A 12,167-nucleotide genomic window follows, 5' to 3' on the forward strand; every position below is an offset into this window, starting at 1 on the left:
CACTACCGCTTATGTTGGGCGCGGCAACATTTTGTTTCGACGACGAACGGTGATCCACCATGGCAACGACGCCCACCCGTGACGACAAGTTCTCCTTCGGTCTCTGGACCATCGGCTACAACGGCTCCGACCCGTTCGGCGGCCCGACCCGTCCCGCGCTCGACGTGGTCGAGGCGGTCGAGAAGCTCGACGAGATCGGTGCCTACGGCCTGACCTTCCACGACGACGACCTGTTCGCGTTCGGCTCGACCGACGCCGAGCGCCAGGGCCAGATCGACCGGCTCAAGGGTGCGCTCGAGTCCACCGGGATCACCGTGCCGATGGTCACGACGAACCTGTTCTCGGCGCCGGTGTTCAAGGACGGCGGCTTCACCTCGAACGACCGCCAGGTCCGTCGCTTCGCGCTCCGGAAGGTGCTCCGCAACATCGACCTCGCCGCCGAGCTCGGCGCGAAGACCTTCGTGATGTGGGGCGGTCGCGAGGGCTCGGAGTACGACTCGGCGAAGGACGTGCAGGCGGCGCTCGAGCGCTACCGCGAGGCCGTCAACCTGCTCGCCCAGTACGTGACCGACAAGGGCTACGACATCCGCTTCGCGATCGAGCCGAAGCCGAACGAGCCCCGCGGCGACATCCTGCTGCCGACGCTCGGCCACGCGATCGCGTTCACCGAGACGCTCGAGCGTCCGGAACTGTTCGGCATCAACCCCGAGGTCGGGCACGAGCAGATGGCGGGCCTGAACTTCACCGCCGGCATCGCCCAGGCGCTCTACCAGGGCAAGCTCTTCCACATCGACCTCAACGGCCAGCGCGGCATCAAGTACGACCAGGACCTCGTCTTCGGTCACGGCGACCTGCAGAACGCGTTCTCGCTCGTCGACCTGCTCGAGCACGGCGCTCCCCAGGGCGGCCCGGCGTACGACGGCCCCCGCCACTTCGACTACAAGCCGAGCCGCACCGAGGACATCACCGGCGTCTGGGACTCGGCGGCCGCGAACATGCGCATGTACCTCCTGCTCAAGGAGCGGGCACAGGCGTTCCGCGCCGACCCCGAGGTCCAGGCCGCGCTCGAGGCGTCGAAGGTCGGCGAGCTCAGCACCCCGACCCTGAACGACGGCGAGACGTACGACTCGTTCCTCGCGGACCGCTCCGCGTACGAGGACTTCGATGCCGACGCGTACTTCGGCGGCAAGGGCTTCGGCTTCGTGAAGCTGCAGCAGCTCGCCATCGAGCACCTCATGGGCGCTCGTTGAGCTCGCAGCTCGTCGCCGGGGTCGACTCGTCGACCCAGTCCTGCAAGGTCACGATCCGCGACGCTGACACCGGCGCCGTCGTCCGGGAGGGTCGCGCGACCCACCCGGACGGCACGTCCGTCGACCCCCGCCACTGGTGGGACGCGCTCGGCAGCGCGATCGCGGACGCCGGCGGTCTCGACGGCGTCGGGGCGATCGCGGTCGCCGGGCAGCAGCACGGCATGGTCGCGCTCGACGCCGACGGTCGCGTCGTCCGCGACGCGCTGCTCTGGAACGACGTGCGGAGCGCCGACGCGGCCGCGCAGATGGTCGAGGAGCTGGGCCAGGAGGCATGGGTCGCCCGGACGGGTCTGGTCCCGGTGGCCTCGTTCACCGGCACGAAGCTCCGGTGGCTCCGCGACGCGGAGCCCGAGAACGCGGCCCGCGTCGCGGCCGTCGCGCTCCCCCACGACTGGCTGTCGTGGCGGTTGCGCGGGTACGGCCCGGCCGACGAGAGCCCGCTCGGACCGGACCTCGACGCGCTCGCGACCGACGGCTCGGACGCCAGCGGCACGGCCTACTGGGACCCGGTGCGCCGCGAGTACGACGCCGAGCTGTTCGAGCTGGCGCTCGGCCGTGGGCTGCGGGTCGCGGGTGCCACCGGCGGCGCTCGGGACGACTCCGTCGTGGTGCCGCGGGTCGTCGCGCCCGACGAGGCGACGGGCTCCCTCGGGGTCGACGTGCCGCTCCCCGGCGGTGCGACCGCTCCCTCGGGCCTGGTCGTCGGCGCGGGACTCGGCGACAACGCCGGGGCAGCGCTCGGCCTCGGACTCGGTCCGGGTGACGTCGCGGTGTCCCTCGGGACGAGCGGCACGGTCTTCGGCGTCACCGACGCCGAGGTGCGCGACCCGAGCGGGACCGTGGCGGGCTTCGCCGACGGGAGCGGGTCGCGCCTCCCGATCGTCACGACGCTCAACGCGGCCCGCGTGCTCGAGGTGATCGGCGGCCTGCTCGGCGTCGACCACGACGCGCTCGGCGAGCTGGCGCTCCAGGCGCCGGCCGGTGCCGACGGTCTCGTGCTCGTGCCGTACTTCGTCGGCGAGCGCACGCCCAACCGTCCGGACGCGACGGCCTCGCTCGTCGGCATGACGCCGGGGACGACGGACCGGGCGCACCTGGCCCGCGCCGCCGTCGAGGGCATGCTCTGCGCGCTCGCGGACGGCCTCGCGGCCGTCGAGGGGACGGGTGTCGTCGTCGAGCGGCTGCTGCTCATCGGCGGTGCGGCCCGCAACGAGGCCGTGCGCGTCGTCGCGGCGCAGGTGTTCGGCCGGGACGTCCTCGTGCCGGAGCCGGGCGAGTACGTGGCGGCCGGCGCGGCGAAGCAGGCCGCGTGGGTGCTGACCGGGACCCTGCCCGCGTGGGACACCGCCACGACGGTCGTCGCCGCGGATCCGCACCCCGAGGTGCTCGAGCAGTACCGAGCCGCCGCACGCTGAGCGGTCGCGCCACCCGTCCGTCCGTCCGTTCGTCCGTTCGTCCGTTCGTCCGTCCGTCCGTTCGTCCGTTCGTCCGTTCGTTCGTTCGCGGACACACCCGCCCCCGACGCCGTCCACGACGGTGTCGGGGGCACCATCGTCCCCGGAGGAGACCACATGCCGTTCACCGACCTGCCACTCGACGCCCTGCGCGCGCACCGCTCGGACGCCCGCCGTCCCGACGACTTCGACGCCTTCTGGGCCGACACGATCGCCGCGTCCCGGGCCGCCGGCGCGGGCACCGACCCCGTCCTCGTCCCGGCGGACACACCCGTCACCGGCCTCGTGGTCGAGGACCTCACCTTCCCGGGCTTCGCGGGCGACCCCGTGCGCGCATGGGTCGCTCGGCCGCTCGCCGCCGAGGAGCCGCTGCCCGTCGTCGTCGAGTTCCTCGGCTACAACGGCGGTCGCGGGCTGCCCGGCGAGCGGGTCTCGTGGGCCCTCGCGGGGTACGTGCACGTCGTGATGGACACGCGCGGCCAGGGCAGCGGGTGGGGCTCCGGCGGCGACACCCCCGACCCGCACGGCTCCGGCCCGCACGTCGGTGGCTGGATGACGAGCGGGATCGGCTCCCCCGCCGACCACTACTACCGCCGCGTGTACACCGACGCCGTCCGCCTGGTCGACGCCGTCCGGACGCTCCCCGGGGTCGACCCGGCACGCATCGCCCTGACCGGCGGGAGCCAGGGCGGCGGGATCACCATCGCCGCGGCCGCGCTCGTCGAGGCGCACGTCGGACCGATCACCGCGCTGCTGCCCGACGTCGCCTTCCTCTGCGACTGGGAGGGCGGGACCGCGGTCGCTGTCGGTGGCCCGTACCTCGAGCTCGCGACGTACCTGTCGGTGCACCGTGACCAGGTCGACACCGTGTGGCGCACCGCCGCGTACTTCGACGGCGTGCACTTCGCCGCGGGCATCACGGCGCCGGCCCTGTTCTCCGTCGCGCTCATGGACGACGTCGTGCCGCCGCGGACGACGTTCTCGGCCTACAACGCGCTCGGCTCGACCGACACGGCGATCGAGGTCTACCCGTACAACGGCCACGAGGGCGGCGGCTTCGCGCACTGGGAACGCCAGGTGGCGTTCCTGCGCGCCCGCGACTGACCGGGCACCCGGGTCAGTACCAGCGTCGGACGAACTGCTCCAGCACGTTCTTGACGACCTGGACCGGGCCGGGCGCCGGGTCCCCGCTGTCGCGGCCGATCCGTCGGAGCAGGTCGGCCTGGGCGTCCTCGTACTCGGCGACCTCGTCGGCGGAGTAGTCCGACGGCGGGACCGTGCGGATCGTGCTCACCGCCTCGAGGCGCTCGAGTCCCCACCGGAAGCCGACCGGCTCGGGACCGGCGTCGATCAGGGCGACGATGGCCGCGTCGGACGAGGTCCCGTCGGGGTCGGCGGCGGCCGAGATGAAGTCGACCAGGCCGCGGAGCGCCGGCTCCGAGCCGCCGGTGCGCTGGTGCACGCGTCGCGCTCGAGCACAGAGGTCGTAGAGGAGTCCGTCGTCCACGCACCGAGCGTGGCACACCGAGGCGCCCGGACGCCACCAGGACTGGGTACTCCCGTCCCGCGGCCGACGCTCGTAGGCTCGGGGGCCGTGACCGACACCGCCCCCGGCCTGCACACTCCCGCCGCCGATGCCGCACCGTCCACGCTCGCCCCGCTGAGCCTGCTGGCCGTCGTGGCCATCGCCCTCGCGTTCGTCGCCCCGATCGGTGGCGTCGTGGTCGGCTGCATCGCCCGTCGCGAGGTCCGGCGCACCGGGGAGCGCGGCGACGGCCTCGCCTTCGCGGCCGTGCTGATCGGGGCGACCCTGACGCTGGCGACGGTCGTGGTGCCCGCGGCGATCGCTGCGTCGGGCTTCCTCGGGCTGGGCGTGCCGTTCGGGCTCGGCCTGACCGCTGGCCTGGGGTCCTGACCGTCAGCCGCCGACGAGCGACGTGACCGCGTCCACCACGACCTGCCGACGGCGCGCCGGCACGACCGCGCGGGTCAGCGCCTCGGACTCGGGACCTGCCTCGCTCCAGAAGGCCGCGAGGTGCAGCACCAGGCCGAGCAGGACGGCCGGCCGGTAGCTGCGCGGCAGGACGCCGGCTCGCTGCGCCCGCTCGACCTCGGCCACCATCGCGGCCTGCCGTTCGAGGACCGCGTCGAGCGGCACCGCCGAGGCCCGGTCGAGCCGGTGCCAGGTCGTCAGCCGCTGGGCCCACGGACGCTCGGCCCAGGCGTCGTGCAACCGGCCGGCGAACCCCGGGAGGTCGTCCGTGTCGAGCGGGACCTGCTCGAACGTCTCGGCGACGGTCTGTTCGACGAGGGCGTCGAACAGCCCCTCCTTGCTGCCGAAGTAGTGGAAGACCTGGGCCTTGTTGCTCGAGGCGGCCGCGGCGATCCGTTCGACCTTGCCGCCGACGAGCCCCGACGCGGCGAACTCGTCGCGCGCGGCGAGTAGGAGTCGTGCACGGACGGCGTCGGCGGCTGGGGGCGTGAACGGTGCCATGCCGTCCACCGTACCGATCCCGACGACGGGCACGGCCGCGGGTCACCAGCGCGCCGGATCGGTCCGCCGGTCAGGACGACGCCACCGTGACGAACAGGTACCCGGCGAGCGCGACCGAGCAGCACGCGATCGCGACCCGGAGGACGCCGTGCGGCACCCGTCGGGCGACGGTCGGTCCGATGAGCCCACCGATCACCGCCCCCGCTCCGAGGGCGACGGCGGCGGACCACACGACGTGCCCGGACACCGCGAACACGACGGCGGGCAGGAGGTCCGCAGCGAGGAGCAGCACGTTCTTGACGGCATTCGCCCGGTGCAACGACGGCGACCCGGTGAGCAGGAGCACGGCGATCATGAGCACACCGGACCCCGCGCCGAAGTAGCCGTTGTAGACGCCGACCCCGGCGATCCCGGCCGACGCAGCACCGGTGGACCGAGCACGGGCGTCGGCGGTCGTCCGTGCACGACGACGGTCAAGGAGCGGCTGCAGCAGGAGGAGCAGTCCCCCGGCGAGGACGAGGAACGGGACGATGCGGTCGAAGAGGTGCGCCGGCGTGACGACGAGGAGCACCGCGCCGGCGAGCGAGGCGACGACGGTGGTCGGCATCCAGCGTCGCACGACCGCGGGATCGGCACGCACCTCGTGCCGCGCGCGGAACGCGGAGCTCGCACCGCTGCCGATGAGCGCGACGGAGTTCGTGACGTTGGCGGCGAGCGGCGGGATCCCGACGGCGAGCAGCGCCGGGTAGGCGACGAGCGAGGTGATCCCACCGGCGGTGCCGATCACCCCGGCCACCACGCCCGCGACGACGAGGATCCCGACGGTCAGCACGCTCCATGCTGTCACGACGCGGCGGCCCGGGGCGCGATCGGTCGCTGCAGGGCCCCCGATCGCCTGCCGTCGCGAGCACGCCGCCGATCGTCGGGGAACCGGTCCGGGCGGGGCCGTCAGGCCGCGGGGGCGACGGGTCCCTCGTAGCGGACCGCGAGCAGGGTCACGTCGTCCTCGTGGTCGACCGACCCGCCGAGCTCCTGGACCGCGGCCACGAGTTCGTCCGGGTCGCGGTGGGTACGGAGGAAGTCGCGGAACCGCTCCGGGGCGTCGAGGTCGCCGCCGAACAGGTCCAGCACTCCGTCGCTGACGCTCACCACGACGTCACCGGGGCCGAGCACCGTCCGCTGCGGGGCCCACTCGGTTCCGACGCCGATCGGCAGGTCGTCGGAGCGGAGCCACTCGTCGTCGCCGTCGGCGCGGAGGAGCACGGACAGCCCGTGACCGGCGTCGACCCAGTGGGTCGTTCCGTCGCGGGCGATCTGGAAGTGGAAGCAGGTCGTGAACTGGTCAGCGCCCGGGCCGGACCGCATCCCCTCGGCCGCCGAACCGATCGAGGCCTCCGGAGCGCCGGGGCTCGACGCCGTCCGCACGAGGGACCGCACCACGGCCGCGATCATGCCCGCGGCGACGCCCTTGCCCATCACGTCGCCGAGGGTGAAGGCCGCACCGTGCGCGGTCGGGTACCAGTCGTAGAAGTCGCCGCCGACCGTGCGGGCAGGCAGGCAGATCCCCCGCGTCGTGAGCTCGACCGGGATGTCGTCGTGGGAGTCGGGCAGCAGGGACCGCTGCACGAGGGCGGCCTCGCTGATCTCGCTCTCCGCCTGCCGCCGGCGCTGCTGGGCGAACCGGAGTCGCAGGTCGGCCTGCCGTGCGAGCTCGTTCGTGACGCCGGCGACCGCGGCGAACACCAGGATCACGAAGACCAGGCGCACCATCTCGCTCGCGATCAGGTCGTCCGGGTCGAGCACGATCGGCACGGCGAACGTGATCACCGTGCCGACGAGCGGGTAGACGATGTGCTGTCGACCGGGCTTCGCCGCGATCCACACCAGCGGCAGCAGGACGGCGGCGAGGAACGGCGACCGGGCGTCCCCGGTGCCGAAGCGCAGCAGGCCGATCGCGATGAAGTCGACCGCCGGGACCAGCAGCTCGGCGCGCGCCAGACCCGGCCGCCACACCATGAGGGCGGCGAACCCGAGCCCGGCCAGGGCGAGCACGACGCCGCCCCAGACGCTGGCGACGTCGGTGACCGCGAGGACCGGGACGACGGCGCTGCTGACGGCGGCCACGATCGTGAGCCCGGCGATCACCGCCTGGTTCACGAGCGGGGCGGACCGGGCGAGGCGCCACCGGGCGACCGGAGCTGCCCGCGGGGCGGTGGCGGCCTCGGGCACGCTGATCCGTGCGATGACCGGGCCGAGCGTGTACTGGGTCATGACTCGTTCACCGTACCGTCGCCACCGGGATCCGGCCGCGCCGTGGACCTCGGCGCGCCACCGGACGCCGGGTGGTGCCCCCTTCGCACCACCCGGCGTCGTGCCGGGTCCCGACACGCTGGTCGTGTCCCGGCGCAGCCGCCGTCAGCAGCGCTCCCAGGTGACGGTGCGCCGGTCGGACGCCCGGACCTCGCGGACCGGACCGGTGACGCGGACCACCGCGCGCCGGGTGGCGGAGCCGGGGACGGGCGGTGGACCGGTGCGGTCGCCCGCCGCGACGATCCCGTCCGCGCGCACCGTGCCTCCCGGCTCCGACGCCGCCGCGTGGGACGCGACCCACACCTGCACGTCCCCGGGCTCGACCACCTTGCGGAGGGCCCGGTCGGTGAAGGCGAAGCGCTGGACGGGCACGCTCCAGCGGAGCCGCGCGGTCTCCCCCGGTCCCAGCGCGACCCGGGCGTAGCCGAGCAGCTGCACGACCGGGCGGGTGACGCTCGCGTGCACGTCGTGGCCGTAGAGCTGCACCACGTCCTCGCCCGCGCGCTCCCCGGTGTTCCGGACGGTCACCCAGACCTCGAAGGCGTCCGCGCTGGACACGGTCGGGTCGACGACGAGGTCCTCGTGGGCGAACGACGTGTAGGAGAGCCCGAACCCGAACGGTCGGACCGGGGTCGAGTCGGTCGCGGTCACGTCCGACGGCCCACCGAGGCGCGGGTGCAGGTACGTGTACGGCTGCGCCCCGGCCGCCCGCGGCAGCGAGACCGGCAGACGACCGGACGGTGCGGCGACCCCGGTGAGGAGGTCCGCGATCGCGGATCCGCCGCCCTCGCCCGGGAAGAACGCCTGCACGACGGCGTCCGGTCGACGTCCGACGGAGCCGGTCCGGTCCGGGACGCCGTCGAGCGCCCAGCCGATCGCGTACGGCCGACCGGTCAGCAGCACCACGACGGTCGGGGTGCCGGTGGCGACGACGGCCTCGACGAGGCCGCGCTGGACACCGGGCAGGTCGAGCGACTCGGTGTCGTTGCCCTCGCCGACGGTGCCGCGGCCGAACAGCCCGGCCTGGTCGCCGACCACGACGACCGCCACGTCGGACCGCTCCGCGACCGCCACCGCGTCGGCGAACCCGGACCGGTCGTCGCCCGTCACGGCGCAGCCCGCGGTGAAGCGGACCGCGTCGCTGCCGAGGGCGTCGGTCAGGGCCTCGCGGACGGTCGGGATGGCGAACCCGAGCGGCAGGTCGGGGTGGGCCGCGAGCACGTGGTTGGCGAAGGAGTAGCAGCCCTGCAGCGCCTCGGCCCGGTCGGCGTTCGGGCCGATCAGGGCGACCGAGGCACCCGGCCGGAGGGGAAGGACCGGGGCGTCGCTGCCGTCCACGGACCCGTTCGACAGCAGGACGAGCGACTTCGCGGCGAGCTCCGTCGCGAGTGCCCGGTGCCGGGGCGTGTCGAGGTCGATCCGGGTCGGCGGCTCGTCCTCGAACGCGTCGGGGTCGAGCAGTCCGAGCCGCTCCTTCTGGCGCAGCACGCGGAGCACCGCGCGGTCGACGAGCGCCTCGTCCACCTCGCCGGCCCGCACGCGGTCGACCAGCGGCTGCAGGTAGGCGTCACCGGACGGGAGCTCGACGTCGATCCCCGCCGTGAGGGCCATCGCGGCCGCCTCGCCACGGTCGGCGGCGATGCCGTGCATGACCTCGAGGAACGCGACCGAGAAGTAGTCGGCCACCACCGTGCCGTCGAAGCCGAGACGGTCGCGGAGCAGGTCGGTGAGCAGTTCGCCGTTCGCCGCGACCGGGACGCCGTCGACCTCGGCGTACGAGTTCATGACGCTCCGGGCGCCGCCGTCGCGCAGCGCCATCTCGAACGGCGGCAGGAAGACGTCGGCGACCTCACGCGGGCCGGCGTGCACCGGGGCGTGGTTCCGGCCGGCCTGCGACGCGGAGTACCCGAGGAAGTGCTTGAGCGTCGCGTCCACACCGGCGCGCTGGAGTCCGCGGACGTACGCCGTGCCGATCGTCCCGACGAGGTACGGGTCCTCGCCGATGCACTCGTCGACCCGCCCCCACCGCGGGTCGCGGACGACGTCGAGCACCGGGGCGAGGCCCTGGTGCACGCCGAGCTGGCGCATCGAGTCGCCGATCGCCTCGCCGACCTGGTCGACGAGGTCCGGGTCGAACGCGGCACCCCACGCCAGCGGCGTCGGGAACGTGGCGGCTTTCCACGCGGCGAGCCCGGTGAGGCACTCCTCGTGCACGAGCGCCGGGATCCCGAGTCGCGTCTCCCGCTTGAGCCGGCGCTGCTCGGCCCAGAGCCAGGCGGCGCGCTCGTCGGGTTCGACCGGCCGGGTGCCGTACACCCGGGTGAACTGCCCGAGACCGTGTCGGGTGATGTCCGCGAGCGTCCGGCCGCCGTCGGCGTCCTGGTCGCCGGCCATCTCGCCCTGCATCGGGGCGACGAGGCCGTTCTGGTCGAGCCAGTAGCCGACGAGCTGGGCGGTCTTCTCCTCGAGCGTCATCGCGGCGAGCAGGGTGGTCGCTCGGTCGGCGGCGGTCCCGTCCGCCAGCTCGGTGCGTTCGGACTGGAGGCGCGGTGCGGGACCGCCCCGCGCCTCCCGTCCGTCACCGGTCGCGCTGGTGACGTGCTCCTGCGTCGCGGGGCGCGCCTCCTGGCCGTCCGTGGTCTCGGCCGTCGGGCCGAGCGTGCTCACCCCTTCACCGCCCCGGTCAGACCGCCGACGATGCGCTTCTGGAAGACCGCGAAGAACACGAGCGCGGGGATCATCGACAGCGACGTGAACGCGAGCACCCGGGCGGTGTCGACCGAGTACTGCGACGAGAACGCCTGGACCCCGAGCGGCAGCGTGTACGCCGATGCGTCGTTGAGGATGAACAGCGGGAGGATGTAGCTGTTCCAGCTGCCGATGAACGCCAGGATGCCGACCGTCACGACACCGGGCAGCGACAGCGGGACGACCATCCGGAAGAAGAACCCGAGCCGGCTGGCCCCGTCGATCGACGCCGCCTCCTCGAGTTCGTCGGGGATCGCGCGGAGGAACGGCACGAGGATGATCACCGTCGTGGGCAGGGCGAAGGCGATCTGCGGCAGGATCACCCCGGCCAGGCTGTTGGTCAGCCCGAGGTCCTTCACGAGCAGGTAGAGCGGGGTGATCGCGACGGTGATCGGGAACATCAGGCCGGCGGCGAAGAGCGAGTAGAGCGCGTCGCGCCCCCGGAACCGGTAGCGGGCGATGACGAAGCTCGCCATCAGTCCGAGCACGACGACACCGACGGTGGTGGTGACGCCCGCGATGACGGAGTTGCCGAGCTGCTGCCAGAACACGCCGCTCGACAGCACGGAGAGGTAGTTGTCGACCTGCCACGGGCTGGGGAGTCCCGCGGGGCTCGCGGTGATCTGCGAGTTGCTGCGGAACCCGCCGAGCACGATGTACAGGACCGGCCCGACGCAGACCGCGATGAAGAGCAGCGCGATGAAGTACGTGCCGAGGTTGCGCTCGCGCCGGACGGGCCCGGTGTCGCGGGGTCGACGCTTCGGTGCGACGAGGGAGGCGGTGGCGGTCATCGGTCGGCCTTCTCGGTCAGGGCGGTGGCGGTCATCGGTCGGCCTTCTCGGTCAGGGCGCCGGCGGTGTCGCGGCGCAGGACGAACCGCTGGTAGACCAGGGCGATCACCAGCGAGATGAGGAAGATGACCACGGCGACGGCGTTGCCGTACCCGTAGTTGCCGGAGAGGCGGCCGTTGGCGACCATGTACGTCGCCATCGTCGAGGTGCCGGCCGTCGAGGCGATGTACTGCCCCCAGATGATGTAGACGAGGTCGAACAGCTGGAGCGACCCGATGATCGACAGGAACGCCCAGATGCGCACGGTCGGGCCGAGGAGCGGCAGCGTGATGCGCCGCTGGATCTGCCAGTAGCTCGCGCCGTCGAGCTGCGCGGCCTCGAACAGTTCCTCGGGGATGCTCTGCAGTCCGGCGAGGAAGAGGATCACCGCGAAGCCGATGTACTTCCACGAGATGATCGCGAGCAGCGTCCAGATCGCGATGTCGGGGTTCGACAGCCAGTCGGCGCGGAGCGCACCGAGCCCGACGGTCTGGAGCAGGTCGTTCACGGCGCCGCTCGACTGGAGCATGAGGCTCCACCCGGTGCCGACGATGACCTCGGAGATGACGTAGGGCAGGAAGATGAGGACGCGGATCAGGCCACGTCCGCGGATGCGCTGGTTGAGCAGCAGCGCGAGGACGATCGCGATCGGGCCCTGCACGAGGAGCGACCCGACGACGATGATCAGGTTGTGCCAGAGCACGCCCCGGAACGCGGCGTCGGTGAAGATCACCGCGTAGTTCTGCAGGCCGACGAAGTCGGTGGGGGTGCCGTAGCCCTGCCAGCGGTAGAAGCCGTAGTAGGCCGCGAGCACGACGGGCAGGATGACGAACCCGACGAACATGATGGTCGCGGGCCCCGCGAGGACGGCGATCTCGACCCGGGTGCGGACGTCGGTCCCCTTGCGGACCCGGCGGACCGGGGCCGACGGCGAACCGTCGGCCCCGCCCGTGCGACGCCCCGTCCCGGACCGGGCCTCCTCGGGACGAGCCGAGGAGGCGCTGGTGACGGAGGTGGTCAT

The 12,167-nt window shown here is 73.3% G+C and carries 11 protein-coding genes; 4 read left to right on the top strand and 7 right to left on the bottom strand.

Features of this window, described 5'->3' with window-relative positions; all coding sequences use genetic code 11:
- The first annotated feature begins 59 nt into the window (after positions 1 to 59).
- The 3 genes from xylA to ACIQUC_RS06890 all read left to right on the top strand — a co-directional run bounded on the left by xylA (position 60) and on the right by ACIQUC_RS06890 (position 3,868).
- Positions 60 to 1,250, top strand: coding sequence for a xylose isomerase (xylA, locus tag ACIQUC_RS06880; RefSeq protein WP_402264782.1), 1,191 nt, complete (start codon positions 60 to 62; stop codon positions 1,248 to 1,250).
- Positions 1,247 to 2,725, top strand: coding sequence for a xylulokinase (locus ACIQUC_RS06885; RefSeq protein ID WP_402264785.1), 1,479 nt, complete (start codon positions 1,247 to 1,249; stop codon positions 2,723 to 2,725). The genes xylA and ACIQUC_RS06885 overlap by 4 nt, the downstream gene beginning before the upstream one ends.
- Positions 2,726 to 2,881: 156 nt before the next feature.
- On the top strand, positions 2,882 to 3,868 hold the full coding sequence (locus ACIQUC_RS06890; RefSeq protein WP_402264788.1) for an acetylxylan esterase: 987 nt from the start codon (positions 2,882 to 2,884) through the stop codon (positions 3,866 to 3,868).
- A gap of 13 nt (positions 3,869 to 3,881) precedes the next feature.
- Here the strand turns inward: ACIQUC_RS06890 and ACIQUC_RS06895 are convergent, their stop codons facing one another.
- Entirely contained in the window at positions 3,882 to 4,271 is a 390-nt protein-coding gene (locus tag ACIQUC_RS06895; protein WP_402264791.1) for a hypothetical protein, read from the bottom strand.
- Between the two features lie 87 nt (positions 4,272 to 4,358).
- On the opposite strand from ACIQUC_RS06895, the gene ACIQUC_RS06900 reads away from it, so the two are divergent.
- Positions 4,359 to 4,679 (top strand): DUF4190 domain-containing protein, encoded by a 321-nt coding sequence (locus tag ACIQUC_RS06900; RefSeq protein ID WP_022908184.1) that lies wholly within the window; start codon positions 4,359 to 4,361, stop codon positions 4,677 to 4,679.
- Between the two features lie 3 nt (positions 4,680 to 4,682).
- Here ACIQUC_RS06900 and ACIQUC_RS06905 read toward each other — a convergent pair whose 3' ends face one another.
- From ACIQUC_RS06905 to ACIQUC_RS06930, 6 genes are all read right to left on the bottom strand, one after another.
- Complete coding sequence (locus ACIQUC_RS06905; RefSeq protein ID WP_402264794.1) at positions 4,683 to 5,258, bottom strand: TetR family transcriptional regulator; 576 nt, start codon at positions 5,256 to 5,258, stop codon at positions 4,683 to 4,685.
- Between the two features lie 70 nt (positions 5,259 to 5,328).
- The gene (locus tag ACIQUC_RS06910) at positions 5,329 to 6,105 is read right to left on the bottom strand and encodes a sulfite exporter TauE/SafE family protein (protein ID WP_402264796.1); all 777 of its coding nucleotides are present in this window, start codon (positions 6,103 to 6,105) and stop codon (positions 5,329 to 5,331) included.
- A 101-nt stretch (positions 6,106 to 6,206) separates the two neighbouring features.
- On the bottom strand, positions 6,207 to 7,529 hold the full coding sequence (locus ACIQUC_RS06915) for a PP2C family protein-serine/threonine phosphatase (RefSeq protein WP_402264799.1): 1,323 nt from the start codon (positions 7,527 to 7,529) through the stop codon (positions 6,207 to 6,209).
- 144 nt (positions 7,530 to 7,673) lie between these two features.
- The gene (locus tag ACIQUC_RS06920; RefSeq protein WP_402265695.1) at positions 7,674 to 10,043 is read right to left on the bottom strand and encodes a glycoside hydrolase family 3 N-terminal domain-containing protein; all 2,370 of its coding nucleotides are present in this window, start codon (positions 10,041 to 10,043) and stop codon (positions 7,674 to 7,676) included.
- Between the two features lie 188 nt (positions 10,044 to 10,231).
- Positions 10,232 to 11,107: a carbohydrate ABC transporter permease gene (locus ACIQUC_RS06925; RefSeq protein WP_022906953.1), complete on the bottom strand. Its 876-nt coding sequence runs from the start codon at positions 11,105 to 11,107 to the stop codon at positions 10,232 to 10,234.
- A 31-nt stretch (positions 11,108 to 11,138) separates the two neighbouring features.
- Positions 11,139 to 12,167 carry a carbohydrate ABC transporter permease gene (locus ACIQUC_RS06930; protein WP_402264801.1) on the bottom strand — a complete coding sequence of 343 codons (1,029 nt, stop codon included), beginning with the start codon at positions 12,165 to 12,167 and terminating at the stop codon, positions 11,139 to 11,141.

Source organism: Curtobacterium sp. NPDC098951 (genome assembly GCF_044759965.1).
Lineage (GTDB): Bacteria > Actinomycetota > Actinomycetes > Actinomycetales > Microbacteriaceae > Curtobacterium.